This window comes from Ruegeria sp. AL7 (assembly GCF_056536105.1).
The window spans coordinates 469,936-489,769 of record NZ_JBQFJF010000002.1 but is presented as its reverse complement, the minus strand read 5'-3'; the positions used below and the strand labels follow the sequence as shown (position 1 = coordinate 489,769).

Sequence of the window (19,834 nt, the reverse complement as noted above, 5' to 3'; positions counted from 1 at the left end):
ATTCACATTTGAGCAATGGTATCTTGACAGATTAATATGCCAAGAAAAATCGATTATACCTTCAACGTCATAAGTCTGACCTATGGATGACCTTACATAAGAGTTTCGATGTGATCCGAGGGAGCCTCGTGTGGCAAGCTGATCAGAATAGAGAATAGACGGGGATAACCAGACGGTTCCTTTCCTTCAGTACAAACGCCCCAGTTCCCTGATCCTTTGCGGATAATCGTCTGGAAAACGCCAGATGACTTCGCCGGGTGCGCGCACCAGTCCGCGCGCGGCGGGGTCTTTGTTGGTCAGCAATGACAGGAAAAGATCGCTGCTGGCCCATGGTGAAGATCGGAAGTACCAATGCCCGTTGCCAGTGCCCGCCTCTTCGGCATCCGTCACGTCGATGACATGCAGCCTTGGGGTCCGGGCCAGCTCCGCTTGCACCGCAGGCACTGCTTCGCCGGGCGGCGAAGTCTCTCCGACGCGCTTGCGGCCAAAAACAAGCCTAGACATCGCCAGCGCGGAATCCGTTTGCGACTGATAGATCGTCAGGTCCGTAACCGCATCGAGAAGACCGTCCTCGATAGCATGAATGAAATAAGCGCGATCCAGATCGCTGCCGATCAGGATGAGCTTGCCCAACCGCGCGTTTCCCTCGGCCCCCAAAGCAATTTGATAGGCGGCGTCAAATGCCAGCCTTGTCCCGGCACTGTAGCCAATCAGGTGGATGCGACGGGCATCGGTAAGGGCCGAGAGAAAGGCAATCAGCTCGCGCAGATAGCGTCGCGAGGCCAGCGCCGATTCCTGATCGCGGAAATAGGCCAGCGTACTTGGGGTTGCTGTCCAGTTGTAACTGATGAAAGCGCCCTGATAGCCCAGGAAATGTTGCAACTGGCTTGAGACCAGAGTGGAATAGTCGAAATCCACATTATAGCCATGAATGTAGATGAAAATGTCCTTGTTGGCCGATTGTGCCAATTGCGCACTGATTTGTGACGCAAAATGGCTGCCGGCGGCTTCGACTTCGGCACGGCTGGGTGGCGTATCCATGTAATTGATAGCGCTGAACGGCAGAATGCCGGTCTCGGTCACGCCCACCACCCGCAGCCTATAGTCCCGATCCCGCGCCGCGGCGAGCGTTATGCGCCTTGCGTTTTCCCAGCTTTCAAGCGGCGGGTCCGACGCAATCTGCGCGACACCCGCCCGCAGCACGTGCCCCCGTGCATTATTGTAGCTTTTCTGCGGGTCGTCCGGTTCTGCGGGCTGGCGGTCGGTTGCGTAAAACAGACGCGCCCGCGACTCGAAATTACCCTCGGTCACATCCCCGAACGGGTCAAGCGTGCCATTGGCAAAGACCGTTGGCGAAGGCATGATGTCAATTTCATTGTAGGTTTTCGCCGCACACCCCGTCAGGGTTATGAAGATAATTAGCCAACAGAACCTATGCATCAGACACTTTACGCCCCAGAATTTCCGCCGCATTGAGATTTGCCGGCACGAGCTTTCAACCATTTTTGCAAATGGACCACCGTTGGCAAGCCTTAGTGGATGCCTGCGACAACGATGGCAGCAGATTGCGGGCCGGGACCGTGGATGATGCTGTCTGATAGACGTTTGAAGGGTTCGAGTAAGCGGCCACATTAACCAATGGTCGCCGATTTCGGGGTCGGCTTCTTGATGAGTCTTTTACAATGTGAAACTACGCAAAGGCGCAAGGGACCATGTGAAAACGGCTATGAAACGGGCCAGATGTTCATCAAGGTGAAGGGCATGTGCGAATAGTCATGAACGTTTCCTGCACTGAAAAGGTTCGCACCAGAATTTTACCACTCTTGGTTGTCCGGCTCCCGCCGCAAGTTTGTGGGCTCCAAAAGAATGTTTGTTTGCTGTTTTTTACCTTGGCCTCACCCTATCCAGGGATCGAAGCTTCCAGAGAACCCGGCGCAATTCAGCGGTTTTTCGATTGGATGAAACTCCTCCAGTGCACTGCCTGTGCCCCAAAGTTAGAACGATTTGCGATCGTGTGGCTTTTTGTTGCTTTTTCTTGACCGGGCAAACGAATTGATACATTTTACCAAAATAAACCCAGAATGGAGCACAAATTATCACGAATATAGACCGTTTTTGTCGCTCCATACCGCCCTTGAGTCAGAGGTTTCGTCTCGGTGTAAGGATGGTTTCGGAGGGGCGGCAGTGCTAATAACGGAATGTCCTGTGCGGACTGGTTATGGTAACCTGAAATAGAAAGGTATCGCCCCGACAGTTTGCAGTTAACTGCACATTATGAGGGTGCAATTCTGTCAAATTGGCGGTCACTGGCTTCACTTCACCCAAAGCGCCTCGCAAAAGAAGGCACCCAACAAGAATGATCAACCAACAGAGGAAAACCATGAAACGGACGACATCATTTTATTCGGCATTGGCGGTCGGTTTACTGACTGCGACGGTTGCGGCATCGGAGACGGAACTGACAGTTTACACCGCTGTCGAGGCGGAGGATCTGGCGAGGTATGCAGAGACGTTCAACCAGAGTAACCCTGATATCAAGATCAACTGGGTCCGGGACTCGACGGGGATCATCACCGCGAAACTGCTGGCTGAACGGGACAACCCACAGGCGGATGTGGTCTGGGGGTTGGCGGCGACCTCTCTGCTGCTGTTGAAATCCGAAGGGATGCTGGAGCCTTATGCCCCGGTTGGCGTAGACAAGCTGGATGCGAAATTCGTCGATGGTGACAACCCGCCTGCCTGGGTTGGCATGGACGCCTGGGTTGCCTCGGTTTGCTACAACACGGTTGAGGCGGAAAAGGCCGGGTTGAAGCCGCCCACTTCGTGGAAGGACCTGACTGATCCGATGTACAAGGATCAGGTGATCATGCCGAACCCGAATTCGTCTGGCACGGGGTTCCTTGATGTGTCCAGCTGGCTTCAAATGTTTGGCGAAGAAGGTGGCTGGGAATACATGGATGCGCTGCACGAGAATATTGCGCGCTACACCCATTCCGGCTCGAAGCCTTGCAAACTGGCGGCGGCGGGTGAGATCCCGATTGGTATCTCTTTTGCGTTCCGTGGGGCGAAGTCCAAAGCTGATGGCGCACCGCTGGAAATCATTGTGCCTTCGGAAGGCGTCGGCTGGGACATGGAAGCAACCGCGATTGTGGCCGGTACCGCAAATCTGGAAGCCGCGCAGAAGCTGGTGGACTTCACCGTCACCAAAGAGGCCAACGAGATGTACAATACCGGCTATGCGGTCGTGGCGTATCCCGGCGTTGCAAAACCGGTTGAACACTTCCCAGAAGGTCTTCTGGATGCGATGATCAACAATGATTTCGAGTATGCCGCCAACAATCGCGCGGCAATCCTGAAGGAATGGCAGTCTCGCTATGACGGAAAGTCTGAAGCGAAATAATTCCATTGGCAGGAGGGGCTTTTGTGCCTCTCCTGCCCGCCACTCTCTTGTTCCCACCAACACAACCAACTCACCCGGCGCGCACCAGCCAGGATCGGTCGTGCCCGAGGTGCAGATGTGAGGACCTCTCCCGTGCTTCAGAAAACACCACCCGGTGAACTGTATCTCAGCATCCAGAATTTGTGGAAAGCGTTCGGCAGCTTTCTGGCACTCAAGGACATCTCTCTTGAAATCAAAGAAGGTGAATTCATTTGTTTCCTTGGCCCGTCCGGCTGCGGCAAGACCACCTTGTTGCGGGCGATTGCCGGGCTGGATCTGCAGACCAAGGGTACGATTATGCAGGATGGCAAGGACGTCTCCAACCTGCCTCCGTCCGAGCGTGTCCGTCATCGAATGATTTGGAACACGAGCGTTTGATTGGCTTAGGAGGATCAGGCTCGCCGCAGTTTCAATCTACGCCGCGTTCTGATGATGCAGCAAGCGGCGTTTCTGGATTGTCTGGTGTTTGATTTCCTTTCTGCGTCTGAGGATTGTTTCGGCTCGACCGAAATAGACATCGGCGGGTGTCAGATTGCTGATGCTCTCGTGGTATCGGTTGTGGTTGTAGTGATTGATGAAGTCGCCGATGGCCTGTTCGAGCGCCTGGCAGATAGTAGTTTTCCAGCAGGACACGGTTCTTCATCGTCTGATGCCATCGCTCAATCTTGCCCTGGTCTGCGGATGGTTGGGCGCTCCCGAACATGATCCATACCCTGCTCATCCAGCCATTTCGCCAACTCGCCAGAGATGTAACTGCTGCCGTTGTCGCTGAGCAGCCGGGGCTTGTGGGCAACGGTGACACTGTCACAACCTGATGCAGCCAAAGCGTCTTCCAGCGTTCCTGTGACATCGTCAGCTTTCATCGTGGTGCAAAGGCGCCAGAGACAACGTAACGGCTGTAATCATCCAGGATCGTAGACAGGTAGAACCAGCCCCAACCGATGACTTTGAGATAGGTGAAGTCGGTCTGCCAAAGCTGGTTCGGCCGCACAGTCTTCTCATGGAATTCATCCGCCGCTTTGATGGTGATGCAGGCTGGGCTAGTGATCAGATCTTGTGCCTTCAGAAGCCTGTAAACACTGGCCTCAGAAACGAAGTAGCGCCTGGTGTCGGTGAACCGCACCGCAAGCTCGCGGGGCGATAACTCGGGTTCTTCCAGAGCCAGTTCCACGATCTGCTTGCGCACCTTGTCGGGGATGCGGTTCCAAACCCTACCTGGCCGGGAATGGCGATCCTCAAGCCCGGCCTCGCCGAAAGACAGATACCTGTCGTACCAGCGGTAGAAGGTCGTTCTGGGAATGCCGAGCTTTTCCAGTGTGCGTTTGATCGGCAGGTGCGAACCGTCAACCAGCCGGATGATCTCAAGCTTTTCGGATGTTGCCCCTCTCATCGCTGCAAGCAGCGACTGTTGGGTGACAGATATCTCATTCGTCGTCTCCCCCATCCTCGAACATGCTTTTTTTTTGAGCAGCCGGTTCTCAAGGGTCAGGTCGGCGACTACCTCTTTCAGCGCCGACGATTCCGCTCTCAAATCCTTCACCTCAGAGCTGGTAGCCTGGCGTGCGGTATCGCCAGCCAACCGCTTCTTACCGGCCTCAAGGAACTCTTTCGACCAGCTGTAATACAGGCTCGTAGCTATTCCTTCACGGCGACACAGCTCCGCTATGCTGTCTTCACCACGAAGCCCATCCAACACAATACGGATCTTCTCCTCTGCCGAATGCTGGCGCCGTGTCTTCCTGCGGATGTCTTTGACAACTCTCTCTGCTGACGCTTTCTGTTTCCCGGATTTCATTCTCATCTCCACTCTCTGATGGTTACGATGAGCCTGAAATCCTCCGCTACGCAATCAACCTAGTCTGTTCCATGGGTGCTGATGGCGGACAGCGAAATAACCTCACAGGAGACTGCGTTGCGTTTGAAGTCAGCGACGAGCTCAAGCGGCTTGATGTCGTGTTATTCCCAAAGTTTGACTATAGGTGTCGCGCAGTTATCGGGTGCTGCCCACCGTTTACCTGTCGATCTTCTCGCTACCAAAAGGTGCCATATACCCCCTTCCGACCCTGATAACGTAATCAAATCCAGATGCGCTTGACGTCAAGTGTATCTCGTCTTAATAAGTTAGTTATTACTCACTAACATAATGGTTTCGAATGCCCGCCCGCAAGCCCGCAGATGAACGCAAGACCGAGATCGTACAAGCCATGCTGCGCCTCGCGGACGAGTTGGGCCCTGATCGCCTGACCACACAGTCGGTTGCTGATGCAGTCGGGCTGACGCAGCCCGCAATCTTCCGGCACTTCGCGACCAAACAGGATTTATGGTTGGCGGTAGCTAACGAGATTTCTGAACGCCTCCGAACCGCGTGGGGTGACGCGCTTAGGACATCTGCCGATCCGGCAGAGCGGATCAAAGCGCTGATTTTGGCTCAATTGCACCAGATCGAGACTATGCCGGCCATCCCGTCTATTCTTTTCTCGCGCGAGCTACAGGTAGAAAACGACGATCTCCGGCAAGCTGTTCTTACGCTGATGACTGAATTGGTCGCATTGCTGTCCATCGAGCTGACCAACGGACAGAAAGCGGGCCTGTTTGACACAAACCTGCCGCCCGAAGACGGAGCGCTACTGTTGATCTCGCTGGTACAAGGGTTGGCGATCCGCTGGACTCTGGGGAAACGCGGTTTCGCATTGGAATCCGAAGGGCACCGATTGCTCGACGCTCAGATGCGGCTATTCCGAATAGCAAGTACAGAGGTTTCGCCATGAACCGCCGTATCATCTTCGGTGTTACCCTTGCTGTCGGCCTCGCCGTCTTTGGCTGGCTTGTCCTTACAGAGCGCCCGGTTGGTGTTTCCACTGCCGCAATTGAAAAGAATGTCCCTGTTCGTGTTTATGGGCTAGGGACGGTCGAGGCCCGGATCGTCTCAGATGTCGGATTTGAAGTTGGTGCCACGCTGACAGAACTTTCAGTCGACAGTGGTGATACGATCAAAGCGGGGCAAGTCCTTGCCCGGCTTCATCCGACGGAACAACAAGCAAAAGTCGCGCGCGCCAAAGCCGGGATTGCCGCCGCAGAGGCCACTTTGGGCAAGGCTGAGGCAAATGTGATCCGCGCGCGTGCCATTCTTGCGCAACGGCAGTCGACAAATGCGCGCCAGCAGGAACTTGCCGGGCGCAATGCCGTCTCGACTCAGGCTGCAGAAGAGGCGCAGCGGGATGTCGATGTTGCAGCCGCTGATCTGGCCGTAGCAGAAAGTGATGTTGAGGTTGCCAAATCCATGCAAAGTGACGCCAAGGCAGCCCTGCAATACGAGCGTGTGCTGCTTGATCATCATGTGTTGCGGGCGCCATTTGACGCGGTCGTTGTTGAGCGCCACGTCGAAGCAGGTACTGTTGTTGTCGCTGGTGAACCTATCTTTACCCTTTTGGACCCGAACACTGTTTGGGCTTTGGCCTACATTGATGAAGAGAGGGCCGGGCCCCTGCAACTCGGACAAGTTGCCGAAGTGAGGTTGCGGTCTTTGCCCCATAAGGTCTTCACAGGCAAGATCGCGCGGATCGGTATAGAAAGTGACCGGGTGAACGAAGAACGCCGGGTCTGGATTGCATGCAATCAGTGCCCGGAACAGGTTTTTCTTGGCGAACAGGCCGAAGCTTGGATCACAGTGACAGAGCTGGTCGATGCGATGTTGGTTCCCGAGATCGCAATAACCGGTTTTGCCGGGCATGAAGGTCTTATATGGGTCGCGCAGGATGGGCGTGCGCATCAGGTGTCGGCAGTCTTCGGTCACCGGACCGAGGATGCGCGGGTCGAACTGGTCGGTGGTATTCCCGACGGCTCGCAGGTCATCCTGGCACCCGGTAAAGGGCTGTCTGAGGGGCGCATGGTTCGGGTCGTCGAGAGGGATGCGCCATGAACCTCGCCTACCGCGATGTGCGTCACAATCTGTTCCGCTTCATGCTGACTTGCCTCGGCCTCAGCCTTCTGATGGCGGTCGTGCTGGCAATGATTGGTATTTACAATGGGCTGGTTGCGGACGCGCTGAACATCGTCAAAGCACCTCGAGCAGATCTTTGGATTGTTGAATCTGGTACACGCGGACCGTTTGCAGAAGCCTCGAAAATTCCCGACGGCACCCGTGATGCCGTGGGGCGATTGCATGGCGTGGCCGAAGCGGGCAGCATCACATACCAGACCGTCGAAGCGCCCTTTCGCGGCGAAACGCTACGCCTGTACGTGATCGGATACGAGCCAGGTCACCCCGGTGGACCCGAAGCAATCTCGGTAGGGCGTGGGATCAGCCAGTCCCATTTCGAGATCGTGGCAGATGCCAAATCCGGACTGTCCGTCGGCGATGTGATCCGACTGGGCCGCGATCCTTTCACTGTGGTCGGGTTGGTCGAGGATACGATGAATTCCGCCGGTGATCCGGCGGCGTTTATCACCTTGCGCGATGCGCAAGTGCTACAGACGCAACTGGCCCCGTCGGCTCAACGCGTCCAGGAGGCACGAGGCGCGGGGTTGCTCGAAAGTCAGGACAGCGTTGCGGCTGTGATCGCACGGCTTGAACCGCTTGCAGACCCGCAAGCAGTGGCGCAGTCGGTGCGCCAATGGAAACATCTTGGGGCCCTGACACAAGCCGATCAGGAGTCTATCTTGCTAATGTCTGTGGTGGATCGGGCAAAGCGGCAGATAGGTTTGTTTCTGGGCATCTTATTGTCCGTTTCAGCCGTTGTGATCGCATTGATTATCTACACGATGACCATGGAAAAGCTAAAGCAGATCGCCACACTCAAACTGATCGGCGCCCCCGACCGCACGATCATCGGGCTGATCGTGCAGCAATCCATTGCACTTGGTGCGGTCGGCTGGAGTTTCGGTCTGATCCTTATCCTGCTTGTCAAAGACTACTTCCCCCGCCGGGTTGTGTTGGAGCCGATCAACGCCGTCGCGCTGGCAGGGATCATCCTCATTGTCTGCATCGTCGCCAGCGGCCTTGGCGTTCGTGCAGCACTCAAGGTCGATCCGGCTACGGCAATCGGAGGGTGACGTCATGCTCAATGATCCGCGCCGCGTGATTGTAGATGTTACCAATGTCTCAAAGCACTTTGGCGAGGGCGGTGCACGTGTCGATGCACTGAAGGGTGTTGATCTGTCAGTCGAGGCGGGCGAAGTGGTGGCACTACTCGGCCCGTCTGGATCGGGTAAAACGACGCTTCTGAATGTCATTGGCTGCATCATTGCTCCGAGTACGGGGAAGGTTACGCTGGACAATGAGGCGGTTTACGACAAGCAATGGCTGCGAAACGATTTGCGTAGGCTACGGCTCGACAAGATCGGGTTTATCTTTCAATTCCATAATCTTCTGCCATTTCTCGATGCCAAGGATAACGTTGCTCTGGTGCTGAAACTGGCTGGAAAGTCGACGGTCGAGGCGCAAAGGCGCGCTGTCGAACTGCTGGACTATCTGGAGGTCGGTCACCGCAGGGATGCGATGCCCGCGCTTCTGTCCGGAGGTGAGGCGCAGCGTGTGGCCATCGCACGCGCCCTTGCCAACAGCCCGCGCATCATTCTGGCAGATGAACCAACTGCGGCGCTTGACAGCCAGAGGGCCGGGATCGTGATGGACCTGATGCGCAAGCTCGCAGCTGAGCAAGACGCCTGCATCATCGCGGTGACGCATGATGAAAAGATTTACGACCGGTTCGACAAGCTGTTCCACTTACGCGACGGCCGACTTGATGGAACGGAAGGGGGCGCGACATGAAAAATGCAACCACTGGCAACCGCGCCCTGAACATAGCGGCGAGCGTGGCAATAGTGTTCGGCGCGTTGACTGTTTTCTCAGGCGGACGGGCCTTGTTTGGTGGCGATGAAGCACGCGCAGCCGTTGGTAATGCAGTGCCCTTCGTGCTGTGGTTCAACTTTCTGGCAGGATTCGCCTATGTCGTGGCCGGCATTGGACTGTTTCTTCGGCACCGGTCAGCGGCCTGGATATCAACAGGTATTCTGGTTGCCACCGTTCTGGTTTTTCTGGCCTTCGGCGCTCATGTGCTGCAAGGCAATGCCTATGAGATGCGCACCCTCGGCGCGATGACCTTGCGCACGGGTGTCTGGTTAGCCATTTCCGTTGTGGCTTGGGTGCATATCTGGCGAGCAGAATGACTCGCCTGTAGATATGCCGTTACTCGCGGGACATTTCCTTTAACCTCGCAGTCGGGGACAAAGGAGATGTTTATGAATCAGGACGTACGCGGGTATTGTCACGTTAACGTCCGGTCGACGAGGGAATGCTGATGGTCGGGATTCAAGCGGCTCGAGTGGCAGCATTCCAGGCGTTAGTTGCCTCGAGGCGGTGACAACGGATTGTTAGTGCGGAGCGACGACGTGCCGGGACGCGGAAGCAATTTCTAACGGCTGATGGGTGGTTACGAACCGCTGCAAACCTCCTGGAGATCGGTATCCTGGCATCGTCCGTTCTCGCTTTCGGAATGGGAGGGGGCTGTTTTCCGCGCAGTTGTTCAAGCCCTTGTGCGACCAACGATCCAAGCCCGGCGCGATTTCCCGTTTGGCGGTGCCATAGGACCGCAACTTGTTCGTGATGATCCGCTTGGGAATGAAACCAAGGTGCTTGATCAGGCCGCGCAACAGCCGTTTTGCCGCCCGTTTGTCCCGCCTGGATTGGAGTACTTCGTCCGACACGACGCCATGCTGATCGACCGCGCGCCAAAGCCGATACTTGCGACCTGAAATGTCCACGACAATTTCATCCAGATGCCAGACATCATCTGGGCGGCCATGTCTCTGCCATAGATTTGGAGCAACCACCGGCCCGAATTTGATGACCCAGCGCCGAACAGTTTCGTAAGAAGCATCGCGCACGCGCTGCAGCAGCATCTCTTCAACTTCCCGCAGGCTCAGATTGAAGCGAACGTACAGCCACACTGCATGCGCGATGAGCTGAGGCGGAAACCGGGGGCGCTTGTAGCTGATTGACGATGTCTTCATCAATGTCACCTCCGCCCAATGTCGGGCATCAGCAGCCTAACGACAGTTAATGTGACAACACAGAAAGAAAGGCTCGAGACACGCCATTTGCGCGTCGATCAGCCAGAAAAATCACTCATGTCACCGCTCCGTTTTCGGAGCTGTGAAGCACGCGGCACAACAAAAACCAATGAATCCTGACCCTAGATTTGCTGCAAAGCTGTCCGAGAAGACGGGACCACTTAATCTGCCCCCTGTTGACTACTTTGTCGTGCCTTCAGTCGGTGGCCGACCTGAACAATCGCGTCAAGGGCCGGGATCAATTCGGCCCCAAGCTCGGTCAGGCTGTATTCCGTCGAGGGGGGCGACGTGCGCCGGACATGGCGGACCAGCACACCTCGTGCAGCCAGTTCCGACAAACGGGCCGAAAGTACCTTGGCAGAAATCGGCGGAATATCCGAACGCAGTTCACTAAAGCGGCGCGGCCCGGCCCGCAACGACCAGATCACGTTCGGCGCCCAGGCACCTGCAATCACAGCCATGCATTCGGTCAGCATGCAGGGTTCGGGTGGCGCAGGGCTTCGGTTGTTCCGCATCTTCAGGGCCATGAGTCGTTACCAGGTTTCTGTTGGGTTACTCTATTTTTTAAGTAACCATCAGAAACCTAGTTGTCAACGGATATGCCCTTCTCCATGTCTATGGTGCCACCAGTAATCCCCAGAAAGGAATACCATGAAACTCTACTACAAACCGGGCGCATGTTCGCTTGCCAGCCACATCGTGCTGACCGAAATCGGCACTCCCTTCGAAACTGAGGCCGTTGATACCGCGGCTGGCCGCACTGAATCCGGCGCGGATTTTAGATCCATCAACCCCCGAGGATATGTGCCGGTGCTTGCGCTGGACGACGGTGAACTTGTCAGGGAGGGATCCGCTATTCTTCAATATCTTGCTGATAAGAACCCGTCCTCTGATCTGGCACCATCAAACGGAACGATGGCCCGGACACGGGTTCAGGAATATCTGAGTTTTGTGGCGGCCGATCTGCACAAATCCTTCAGCCCGCTGTTCAAGGGTGATTCCACCGACGCCGAAAAAACCAAGGCGCGCAGCATCGTCAAAACAAAATTCGATCAGGTCGAAAACATACTGGCCGATGGGCGGGAATACCTTGTGGACGGAAAGTTTTCGGTCGCGGACGCATATCTTTTCGTTGTCTCGAACTGGGCAAATTTTACGGAAATCGATTTGTCCGGCTGGCCAAACCTGAAAGCCTATGTCGAGCGGGTGGCAGCACGTCCCGCAACACAAACGGCGATGCGCGCCGAAGGGCTGATCCAATGACCCCGGCCGATCACAAAGCTGTGGTCGAATTGATGGAGGCCTATTTCGAGGGCCTTCATCACGCCGACAGCAACGCCCTGAGACAGGTGTTTCACCCGAAACTGGCCTATATCTGCGCCACCGAAGGGGATGAGCTGTATCTGGATCTTGAGAGCTATATGGCCCGTGTGGATCAGCGTGAACAGCCAGCAAAGCGCGGTGACCCGCGCGATGAAGAGATATTGCAGATCTCCTTCGGCAGTCCGAGGCTGGCCCATGTCATGGCCCGTATGTCGATGATGGGGCGCGATTATCTGGATTACCTTTCCCTTGTCCGCCACGGCAATGACTGGCGGATTGTCACCAAGGTCTTCTCCTACGTTCCAAGGAAGGATTAAAACCATGCCATATGTGAATGTCAAAGTAACCCGTGAAGGTGGTCCTGACGGAACCGGCCCAAGCCAGAGCGAGAAAGCAAAGCTGATCGCCGGAGTGAGCGAACTGTTGCACGAGGTGCTGGGCAAAAACCCGGCAACCACAGTCGTCGTGATTGACGAGGTCGATCTGGACAACTGGGGCATCGGTGGGCTGCCGGTTGTCGACTACCGAAAGACGGCCACGTGAAAACCCGGCTGACCGAGCGCCTGAACCTGTCCCACCCGATCATTCAGGCGCCAATGGCGTTTGTTGCGGGTGGGTCGTTGGCCTCGGCTGTGACGCAGGCGGGCGGGCTCGGGCTGGTCGGCGGGGGTTACGGCGATCGGGACTGGATTGCGCAACAGTTCGATGCAGCCGGAACCACCCCTGTCGGGTGCGGTCTGATCACATGGAAGCTGGCAGAGCAGCCCGCTCTGCTCGATTACGTGCTGGAGCGCGGGCCAGCCGCGGTCTTTCTGTCCTTTGGTGATCCTGCACCCTTTGCCGACAGGATCAAACGGACGGGCGTTCCGCTTATCTGCCAAATCCAGACACTTCGGGACGCGCTGCGTGCCATTGCAGTTGGCGCCGATGTCATTGTGGCTCAGGGGGCCGAAGCTGGTGGCCACGGCGAGGTGCGCGGCACGATCGCGCTTGTGCCCGAAGTGGCGGATAAAATTGACGCATCGAACAGTTCGGCTGTACTTTGCGCCGCCGGTGGTATCGGCGATGGTCGCGGTCTGGCTGCGGCCCTGATGCTTGGCGCAGATGGCGTTGTGATAGGAACTCGGTTTGTTGCTGCAGATGAGGCGCTGATCCATCCGCAGATTCTCAGCGACATCTTGCGCGCATCAGGGGATGAAACCGTTCGAACCTCGGTTCCCGACATCATTCGCGGTTATTCTTGGCCGGACCGATACTCAATCCGGGTACGTCGAAATGATTTTGTCAGTAAATGGCATGGTCGAGAAGCCGCGCTAGACGCCGGCTTGGATGTCGAAAGACGACTTTGGAACGATGCTCAGAATTCCGGAAATCCGTCAATCGTTCCCGGTATTGTCGGCGAAGGTGTGGGTATCATAAGAACCTCGAAACCTGCAGAACAGATCATTGACGAGATCATGCACGATGCGATCAACCTTATCAAAGGTGAAGGCGGCAGACATTTGTTTCGGCATAAGGCTTGATTGTCAATCGGTCAAAAAACGCGATTAGATAGGATCTAATGGTGTTGTCACATTAACTGTCGTTAGGCTGCTGATGCCCGACATTGGGCGGAGGTGACATTGATGAAGACATCGTCAATCAGCTACAAGCGCCCCCGGTTTCCGCCTCAGCTCATCGCGCATGCAGTGTGGCTGTACGTTCGCTTCAATCTGAGCCTGCGGGAAGTTGAAGAGATGCTGCTGCAGCGCGTGCGCGATGCTTCTTACGAAACTGTTCGGCGCTGGGTCATCAAATTCGGGCCGGTGGTTGCTCCAAATCTATGGCAGAGACATGGCCGCCCAGATGATGTCTGGCATCTGGATGAAATTGTCGTGGACATTTCAGGTCGCAAGTATCGGCTTTGGCGCGCGGTCGATCAGCATGGCGTCGTGTCGGACGAAGTACTCCAATCCAGGCGGGACAAACGGGCGGCAAAACGGCTGTTGCGCGGCCTGATCAAGCACCTTGGTTTCATTCCCAAGCGGATCATCACGAACAAGTTGCGGTCCTATGGCACCGCCAAACGGGAAATCGCGCCGGGCTTGGATCGTTGGTCGCACAAGGGCTTGAACAACTGCGCGGAAAACAGCCCCCCTCCCATTCCGAAAGCGAGAACGGACGATGCCAGGATACCGATCTCCAGGAGGTTTGCAGCGGTTCGTAACCACCCATCAGCCGTTAGAAATTGCTTCCGCGTCCCGGCACGTCGTCGCTCCGCACTAACAATCCGTTGTCACCGCCTCGAGGCAACTAACGCCTGGAATGCTGCCACTCGAGCCGCTTGAATCCCGACCATCAGCATTCCCTCGTCGACCGGACGTTAACGTGACAATACCGTTTCGGATACTGCGCACCTTTGAAATAAATCATGGACTGGTTCTCGAGTGAATACACCGGCGGCCATTCACCGTCTGCATTCGAGCGCGTCAATAGTCAAAAGTTTGCAACATAACCCTTTACGGTGCCCGGCCAAATCACAAGCCCGGCCCTCTTGGTCAACTACTCTGCTGCGTCCGAAACCGTGGTTTCTGAGTATATCCCTTTCACACGTTCCTTTGTCGGATCAAAATGAGGGAATGGAACGATCCTGGCTTTCAACCGTTTTTGTTGGCCGTCCAATTGCCCGATTTCGATGTCTGCCCCAATTGTCGCGTGGGTAACTGAAATCCGACCCAAAGCGATGACTTTCCCTAAAACGGGTGATTTCATTGCGCTGGTAATCGCTCCAACCTGCGCCTTTCCGACGCGGACGCAGTCGCCGGGTGACGGGACGACGCCGCCTTCGATTTCAAAACCAACCAGCCTTCGGTGGGGGTGCGCCTTGCGTTCTTCGATTGCTGCCCGCCCGATGAAATCGTCGGTTTTTGATTTCAGCGGCACGGTAAAACCGATGCCGGCTTCAAACGGGTCCGTCTGGTCGTCGAATTCTGACCCGGCAAAAATCAGGCCCCCTTCGATCCGCAGCATATCAAGTGCCCCAAGGCCCAGCGGCGTGATCCCATAATCCTGACCTGCCTCCCAGACTCGGTCGAAGATTTCCACTGCATCTTTGGGATGGCAGAAGATTTCATATCCAAGCTCACCGGAATACCCTGTTCGGGAGATCACGACAGATGTTCCGCGCACATCTCCGACCCGTGCAACGGTCAGTCTGAACCATGGAAGTTCGTCAATCGTTGGTTGCTGTGGGGGTGTCCAGAAAATTCTGGAGAGAATGTCGCGACTGTGCCGCCCTTGAACCGCGATGTTGTGCAGCTGATCCGTCGAATTGCGAACCCAGACATTCAAGTTGCGTTTTTGCGCTTGTTCCTGAAGCCACAATCCACTGGTGTCATTCCCGCCGATCCAGCGGAAGTTCGTCTCACCCAGACGATAGACGGTGCCATCGTCAATCATCCCGCCGTGCTCATAACACATTGCGGTATAGACGACCTGACCGACGCTTAGCTTTTTCATGTTGCGGGTCACGCATAGCTGCATCAGCTCTTCTGCATCGGGTCCGACAACTTCGTATTTACGCAAAGGACTCAGGTCCATGACGGCAACCTTGTCCCGACAGGCCCAGTATTCAGAAATCGCACCATGATTGGTCATCGTGTTCGGCAGCCAATAGCCGTTATACTCGACGAAATCACGGGTATGCCGCGCAAAGCAGTCGTGAAAAGCAGTTTTCTTGGTTTCTTCCACATCCGCCTCCGCAGATTTTCTATAGCCGTAGGATCGTTGAATATCCTCGGTCGCCTTGTACGTTCGCACCTGAATATCGGTCGGGTTCCACCCGTTTGCCGGATCAATGTCGCAGGGACATGCCGTGCTGATGCAGACCAGATCGGTCAGCGCGCGCAGCAACACGAAGTCACCCGGTCGCGACCAGGGATCGTCCATGCCAATGGCATTGGCGTCATCCAGCATCGTGTTGAAAAAGAAGTTGATCGCAGGCCAGCCGCCGCGCGGCTTGATGCCATACTGGTCCAGATCTTTGTTAATATTGTCCGAACAGTTTACGTGGCCTGGATAGCCAAGGTCTTCGTAGTACCGCGCCGTACAAGCAAGGCCAAACGTGTCATGACGACCGCAAGTGTCCTGCACGATTTCGATCAAGGGTTCCTGATCGACGGACCAGTATTTCGAAAATATCCCCGGTTGCGGATACAGGCTGCCCATCAGGCTGCGGGTCGTCGTCGGATCGATTTCGCGCTCGATCCCCTGATCCAGCGCCCGGCGGCTGAAGGCCTGAAAATCCGAGCATTCGCGGCCGCGAATATCCAAGATCTGGATGAATTCTCCAGCTTTGACCTCATAAGATATGGCGTTTCCCGGTTGAATGTTGATGTCCCTGAGAGGGTCGGCCAACGGCTCAGGCGCGCCAACACCCGGCTTTTCCAGACCCGGCGCGGAACGCTGAATATAGAGGATGATATCCGTTGGAGGGTTGTTGTTTTCCGGGCGCATCGCCTCGCCGGGTGCGGCGACGATCAGAAGACCATCGCTTTCCGCCACGAAATGCACCATGTCGCCGGGGCGCGAGCCTTCGACAAAAGCGCGGATTGCGTCGCCCTGCCCGATGTCAAACCCCGCAGCCTCGAGCGCGCGCAGAACCTTCCGGCCCGAAGCGGAACCGTTTGCCAGCGTTGCGATCACCCCGTCGGGACACCCGTGTCCCCGCGCGCCGAGCATCGCCGCGTCCGAGCTTCGGTCGGGGGCAAAAAATACCATCTCAGCAGGCTGCATTCCATCGCGATCCAGCAATGTGATCGTGTCCCCTTTGGACACCGGAACGGCGCGCGATCCCATTGCGGGAACCGGATGGCGTTCTGTGCCATGCGGCAGGATGGGCAGACCAGGAGCCAGCACCCCGCTGCGTTCGAACGGTACCTCAAACAAGGGTTTGACGTTCATCTGAACAACTCCGGTTAATCCAGCCCCAAAGCGCGCTTGCGCTTTTCGGCCCAACTGCTGATTGCCATATCAAAGGTCAACGCCATCAGAGACACGTTCAGACCCAGTACAAAATTCTTGCCCAATTCGGTGCCTGCCAGGGTTCGCTGCAATTCCTGCCCCAGATCCTGCGTGCCGATGAACGCGGCGATAATGACCATGAAGAACGCGAACATGATGGCCTGATTGAACCCGACGGCCATAGTCGGCAGCGCCAGTGGAAACTGTACTGACATCAGTTTTTGTCTGCGCGTCGAACCAGACATATCCGCGGCTTCGGTCATTTCCGGCGGCACGCTTCCCAGACCGATGATGGTATAGCGGATCAGCGGCACGGCGGCGAAGATCAGGATGGAAAACACGACCGCCACGTCATTGACGCCGAACAGCATGATCGCGGGGATCAGATAGATGAAGCTAGGGAAGGTTTGCGCAGTGTCGCAGGCCAGCAGGATACTCTTGGACCAGCGTTTGGACCGAGCTGCGACTACGCCCAAGGGGATACCGATCAGAGTTGCCAACACAACCGCTGAAATCACTGTATAGAGCGTGATGACCGAGCGATCCCACCAGCCGGAAAACGCGACGATTGTAAAAAACACCGCAGCATAGATACCGGGTTTGCGGCCTCCGATCCAATAGGCAAAGGAGACAACCAGCAGGATGAACGCAGGTGTCGGAATGGCAAGCAAAGTATCACGAAACGGGATCAGAACTTTTACGTTCAGGAACCAGCGCAGCCATTCGGTTGTCCCTTTGATCACATCGAAGGCCAAAACCGACTTGATCACATCGTCGATTTCCTTTCCCTGGCTCAGATGCTGCTTGCGACCAACTTCAGCCAGGATCGGAAACACTTGCGACAACAGGGTGAACCCGACGAACAGACCCACTGCGATTAGCGGAATCCAGTGCCGTTTCCACCATGGCGTTCCGCGTTCGAAATGAATGGGCTGTTTGACGACCCAGGCCTTCGACATCCGGTCAAGCATGACCGCCAGAAGAACGATGGTCACGCCGATTTCAAACGAACGGCCAAGTTTGAAGCTGCCCATCATTGCAAGCAACTTGGCTCCAAGGCCCGGCATGCCGATAAAGGCGGTGAGAACCACCATTGCCAGACACAGCATGATCACCTGATTGACACCTACCAGTACTTCGGTGCGTGCGGCTGGGACGTATACATGCCGCAGCATTTGCCAGCGTGTACATCCAGACATCTGGCCGGCTTCGATCACTTCGGGGCTGACTTTCTTCAGACCCAGTGTGGTCATCAGGATCATCGGCGGGATGGCAAAGGTGATTGTTGCCACGGCCCCCGCGGTTGGTCCGACTTTGAAAAAGATCACCGCTGGCAAGAGATAAGTAAAGAATGGCAGGGTTTGCAGAACGGACAGGATGGGTTTCAGCACCCGCTCGAACCGGCCATACTTCCAGGCGGCGATGCCCAGCACCAGGCCCAGCACAAACGCCAGCGGTGCCGCCACTACAATGACAGACATGGTCTGCATGGCGATGTTCCACTGGCCGATTGCAGCGGTCCAGATGAACGTACCCGCACCCAGAGCCGCCAGCCGCCACCCCCCCACGGCATAGCCCACAACAGCAGCGACAGCAGCGATTGCTGACCACGGGATTGGGCCCAGATAAGGCCAGCGGCGCTTGCCTTCGAGCAGGTTGGCCGACATATCCAACAGGAATTCCAACGGGCCTTCGGCGATAAAGCGGGTCACGTAGATCAGACCAAGGTCGTTTTGGATGAAATTGAAGATCGCATCCAGCACCTGCGCCGTCGGCGGGATTGCTGCCTCGGGAATGCGGTTCAACCATTCAGGGAGAATTCCGACCGCCTTGGCAAGGATCAGCGCAAAGGCGGTGATCAGAAGTGCGGTAAGGACTCTGGTGCGCCCCCACGCACCGTCTGCCGTGTCCGGTAATTCGGTGGACAGTGTCGCCATCATTCGGCTCCGAGCAGAACGTTCAACGCGGCATCGCGATCCAGAACACCGGTGACAACGCCAGTTTCATCCGCAACCGGCAGCAGGATACGCTTGTCATTGACCAGAACCCGGGCCAGTTCATGAATGGTTGATCCGCCATTGATCGGCGCGCCTTCAAGGGTATGGCCGTTCACCGGTTTTGCCAGCCCTTTCGCATGCACCACGCGGGCCTTGTCGATATCCTCGGTGAATTTCGCCACATATTCGGTCGCCGGGTTCATCACGATCTGATCCGGAGTATCGCATTGTTCGACCGCACCGTTGCGCATTATAGCAATCCGGTCAGCCAGACGCAGCGCCTCGTCGAAATCATGGGTGATGAAGACGATGGTTTTGCCCAGCATCTCTTGCAGGCGCAGGAATTCATCCTGCATTTCACGGCGGATCAGCGGATCAAGCGCCGAGAAGGGTTCATCCAGAAACCAGATATCCGGTTCGATAGCCAGCGACCGGGCGATACCGACCCGTTGTTGCTGGCCACCGCTCAATTCCCGTGGGAAGTATTCTTCCCGTCCTTCAAGGCCCACCAGCTTGATGACCTCCAAAGCGCGTTCGCGCCGGTCGTGGCGATCCTGCCCACGCATTTCCAGCGGGAAGGCGACATTGTCCAGAACCGTGCGGTGCGGCAGCAACCCGAAAGACTGAAACACCATCCCCATCTTGTTGCGGCGCAATTCGATCAGATCGCGCTCGCTGAGTTTCATGATGTCCTGACCGTCTACTTCGATCGTGCCTCCGGTGATGTTGTGCAGACGCGAAAAGCACCGCACCAGCGTGGATTTGCCCGATCCTGACAACCCCATGATGACAAGCATCTCGCCACGGCCAACCTCGATCGAGACATCCTTGACCCCGGCGATATACCCATCCTCACGGATCTCGTCGAAACTGCGGCCTGCCGGCATGGACTTCAGATAGCTCTCGGGCGAGGGTCCAAACAGTTTCCAGACATTCTTGGCTGATATGACAGGCGCGATGGCGGGCATGGCTGCTTTTCTTTCTTGTTGAGCGCGGCCCTGGA

General features: G+C 56.2%; 16 protein-coding genes and 3 pseudogenes. 12 read left to right on the top strand and 7 right to left on the bottom strand.

Features of this window, described 5'->3' with window-relative positions; translation table 11 throughout:
• Positions 1–186: 186 nt before the first annotated feature.
• Positions 187–1,362: an alpha/beta hydrolase gene (locus tag ACR3E2_RS19515; protein WP_480484963.1), complete on the bottom strand. Its 1,176-nt coding sequence runs from the start codon at positions 1,360–1,362 to the stop codon at positions 187–189.
• A 1,018-nt stretch (positions 1,363–2,380) separates the two neighbouring features.
• On the opposite strand from ACR3E2_RS19515, the gene ACR3E2_RS19510 reads away from it, so the two are divergent.
• Positions 2,381–3,400, top strand: coding sequence for a putative 2-aminoethylphosphonate ABC transporter substrate-binding protein (locus tag ACR3E2_RS19510; protein ID WP_480484969.1), 1,020 nt, complete (start codon positions 2,381–2,383; stop codon positions 3,398–3,400).
• Positions 3,401–3,532: 132 nt separating this feature from the next.
• Positions 3,533–3,817 (top strand): ATP-binding cassette domain-containing protein, encoded by a 285-nt coding sequence (locus ACR3E2_RS19505; RefSeq protein WP_480492856.1) that lies wholly within the window; start codon positions 3,533–3,535, stop codon positions 3,815–3,817.
• Between the two features lie 36 nt (positions 3,818–3,853).
• Here ACR3E2_RS19505 and ACR3E2_RS19500 read toward each other — a convergent pair.
• A pseudogene (locus tag ACR3E2_RS19500) lies at positions 3,854–5,240 on the bottom strand (IS3 family transposase).
• Between the two features lie 352 nt (positions 5,241–5,592).
• Between ACR3E2_RS19500 and ACR3E2_RS19495 the strand changes: the two are divergent.
• From ACR3E2_RS19495 to ACR3E2_RS19475, 5 genes are read left to right on the top strand one after another with little or no spacing between them, the layout of a single operon-like run.
• Positions 5,593–6,207: a TetR/AcrR family transcriptional regulator gene (locus ACR3E2_RS19495; protein WP_480484947.1), complete on the top strand. Its 615-nt coding sequence runs from the start codon at positions 5,593–5,595 to the stop codon at positions 6,205–6,207.
• Entirely contained in the window at positions 6,204–7,358 is a 1,155-nt protein-coding gene (locus ACR3E2_RS19490; protein ID WP_480484948.1) for an efflux RND transporter periplasmic adaptor subunit, read from the top strand. The genes ACR3E2_RS19495 and ACR3E2_RS19490 overlap by 4 nt, the downstream gene beginning before the upstream one ends.
• Positions 7,355–8,491: an ABC transporter permease gene (locus tag ACR3E2_RS19485; RefSeq protein ID WP_480484949.1), complete on the top strand. Its 1,137-nt coding sequence runs from the start codon at positions 7,355–7,357 to the stop codon at positions 8,489–8,491. The genes ACR3E2_RS19490 and ACR3E2_RS19485 overlap by 4 nt, the downstream gene beginning before the upstream one ends.
• Before the next feature lie 4 nt (positions 8,492–8,495).
• The gene (locus tag ACR3E2_RS19480) at positions 8,496–9,209 is read left to right on the top strand and encodes an ABC transporter ATP-binding protein (protein WP_480484950.1); all 714 of its coding nucleotides are present in this window, start codon (positions 8,496–8,498) and stop codon (positions 9,207–9,209) included.
• On the top strand, positions 9,206–9,607 hold the full coding sequence (locus ACR3E2_RS19475) for a hypothetical protein (protein WP_480484951.1): 402 nt from the start codon (positions 9,206–9,208) through the stop codon (positions 9,605–9,607). The genes ACR3E2_RS19480 and ACR3E2_RS19475 overlap by 4 nt, the downstream gene beginning before the upstream one ends.
• A gap of 142 nt (positions 9,608–9,749) precedes the next feature.
• Here ACR3E2_RS19475 and ACR3E2_RS19470 read toward each other — a convergent pair.
• Together ACR3E2_RS19470 and ACR3E2_RS19465 are read right to left on the bottom strand one after the other, a co-directional pair.
• Positions 9,750–10,450, bottom strand: a pseudogene (locus ACR3E2_RS19470) (IS6 family transposase).
• A gap of 221 nt (positions 10,451–10,671) precedes the next feature.
• Positions 10,672–11,037 carry a winged helix-turn-helix transcriptional regulator gene (locus ACR3E2_RS19465; protein ID WP_480484960.1) on the bottom strand — a complete coding sequence of 122 codons (366 nt, stop codon included), beginning with the start codon at positions 11,035–11,037 and terminating at the stop codon, positions 10,672–10,674.
• A 124-nt stretch (positions 11,038–11,161) separates the two neighbouring features.
• Between ACR3E2_RS19465 and gstA the strand changes: the two genes are divergently transcribed.
• From gstA to ACR3E2_RS19440, 5 genes and pseudogenes are all read left to right on the top strand, one after another.
• Positions 11,162–11,773 (top strand): glutathione transferase GstA, encoded by a 612-nt coding sequence (gstA, locus tag ACR3E2_RS19460; RefSeq protein ID WP_480484959.1) that lies wholly within the window; start codon positions 11,162–11,164, stop codon positions 11,771–11,773.
• Positions 11,770–12,150: a nuclear transport factor 2 family protein gene (locus ACR3E2_RS19455; RefSeq protein WP_480484958.1), complete on the top strand. Its 381-nt coding sequence runs from the start codon at positions 11,770–11,772 to the stop codon at positions 12,148–12,150. Before gstA ends, ACR3E2_RS19455 begins: the two co-directional genes overlap by 4 nt.
• A 4-nt stretch (positions 12,151–12,154) precedes the next feature.
• Positions 12,155–12,376: a tautomerase family protein gene (locus ACR3E2_RS19450; protein ID WP_480484957.1), complete on the top strand. Its 222-nt coding sequence runs from the start codon at positions 12,155–12,157 to the stop codon at positions 12,374–12,376.
• Positions 12,373–13,356: an NAD(P)H-dependent flavin oxidoreductase gene (locus ACR3E2_RS19445; RefSeq protein WP_480484956.1), complete on the top strand. Its 984-nt coding sequence runs from the start codon at positions 12,373–12,375 to the stop codon at positions 13,354–13,356. The genes ACR3E2_RS19450 and ACR3E2_RS19445 overlap by 4 nt, the downstream gene beginning before the upstream one ends.
• Positions 13,357–13,458: 102 nt before the next feature.
• A pseudogene (locus tag ACR3E2_RS19440) lies at positions 13,459–14,160 on the top strand (IS6 family transposase).
• Between the two features lie 214 nt (positions 14,161–14,374).
• Here ACR3E2_RS19440 and ACR3E2_RS19435 read toward each other — a convergent pair.
• Genes ACR3E2_RS19435 through ACR3E2_RS19425 form a run of 3 tightly spaced genes read right to left on the bottom strand, consistent with a single transcriptional unit; the run spans position 14,375 to position 19,799 of the window.
• Positions 14,375–16,774, bottom strand: coding sequence for a trimethylamine N-oxide demethylase (locus ACR3E2_RS19435; RefSeq protein WP_480484926.1), 2,400 nt, complete (start codon positions 16,772–16,774; stop codon positions 14,375–14,377).
• Positions 16,775–16,788: 14 nt separating this feature from the next.
• Entirely contained in the window at positions 16,789–18,771 is a 1,983-nt protein-coding gene (locus ACR3E2_RS19430; protein ID WP_480484927.1) for an ABC transporter permease, read from the bottom strand.
• Entirely contained in the window at positions 18,771–19,799 is a 1,029-nt protein-coding gene (locus ACR3E2_RS19425; protein WP_480478516.1) for a quaternary amine ABC transporter ATP-binding protein, read from the bottom strand. The genes ACR3E2_RS19430 and ACR3E2_RS19425 overlap by 1 nt, the downstream gene beginning before the upstream one ends.
• Between the last annotated feature and the right edge of the window lie 35 nt (positions 19,800–19,834).

What these genes read in the sequence shown, in the direction of transcription:
- ACR3E2_RS19515 (WP_480484963.1), bottom strand. Translation starts at nt 1,362, where the DNA reads ATGCCTTCGCCAACGGTCTTTGCCAATGGCACGCTTGACCCGTTCGGG.
- ACR3E2_RS19510 (WP_480484969.1), top strand. Translation starts at nt 2,381, where the DNA reads ATGAAACGGACGACATCATTTTATTCGGCATTGGCGGTCGGTTTACTG.
- ACR3E2_RS19495 (WP_480484947.1), top strand. Translation starts at nt 5,593, where the DNA reads ATGCCCGCCCGCAAGCCCGCAGATGAACGCAAGACCGAGATCGTACAA.
- ACR3E2_RS19490 (WP_480484948.1), top strand. Translation starts at nt 6,204, where the DNA reads ATGAACCGCCGTATCATCTTCGGTGTTACCCTTGCTGTCGGCCTCGCC.
- ACR3E2_RS19485 (WP_480484949.1), top strand. Translation starts at nt 7,355, where the DNA reads ATGAACCTCGCCTACCGCGATGTGCGTCACAATCTGTTCCGCTTCATG.
- ACR3E2_RS19480 (WP_480484950.1), top strand. Translation starts at nt 8,496, where the DNA reads ATGCTCAATGATCCGCGCCGCGTGATTGTAGATGTTACCAATGTCTCA.
- ACR3E2_RS19475 (WP_480484951.1), top strand. Translation starts at nt 9,206, where the DNA reads ATGAAAAATGCAACCACTGGCAACCGCGCCCTGAACATAGCGGCGAGC.
- ACR3E2_RS19465 (WP_480484960.1), bottom strand. Translation starts at nt 11,037, where the DNA reads ATGGCCCTGAAGATGCGGAACAACCGAAGCCCTGCGCCACCCGAACCC.
- gstA (WP_480484959.1), top strand. Translation starts at nt 11,162, where the DNA reads ATGAAACTCTACTACAAACCGGGCGCATGTTCGCTTGCCAGCCACATC.
- ACR3E2_RS19455 (WP_480484958.1), top strand. Translation starts at nt 11,770, where the DNA reads ATGACCCCGGCCGATCACAAAGCTGTGGTCGAATTGATGGAGGCCTAT.
- ACR3E2_RS19450 (WP_480484957.1), top strand. Translation starts at nt 12,155, where the DNA reads ATGCCATATGTGAATGTCAAAGTAACCCGTGAAGGTGGTCCTGACGGA.
- ACR3E2_RS19435 (WP_480484926.1), bottom strand. Translation starts at nt 16,774, where the DNA reads ATGAACGTCAAACCCTTGTTTGAGGTACCGTTCGAACGCAGCGGGGTG.
- ACR3E2_RS19430 (WP_480484927.1), bottom strand. Translation starts at nt 18,771, where the DNA reads ATGGCGACACTGTCCACCGAATTACCGGACACGGCAGACGGTGCGTGG.
- ACR3E2_RS19425 (WP_480478516.1), bottom strand. Translation starts at nt 19,799, where the DNA reads ATGCCCGCCATCGCGCCTGTCATATCAGCCAAGAATGTCTGGAAACTG.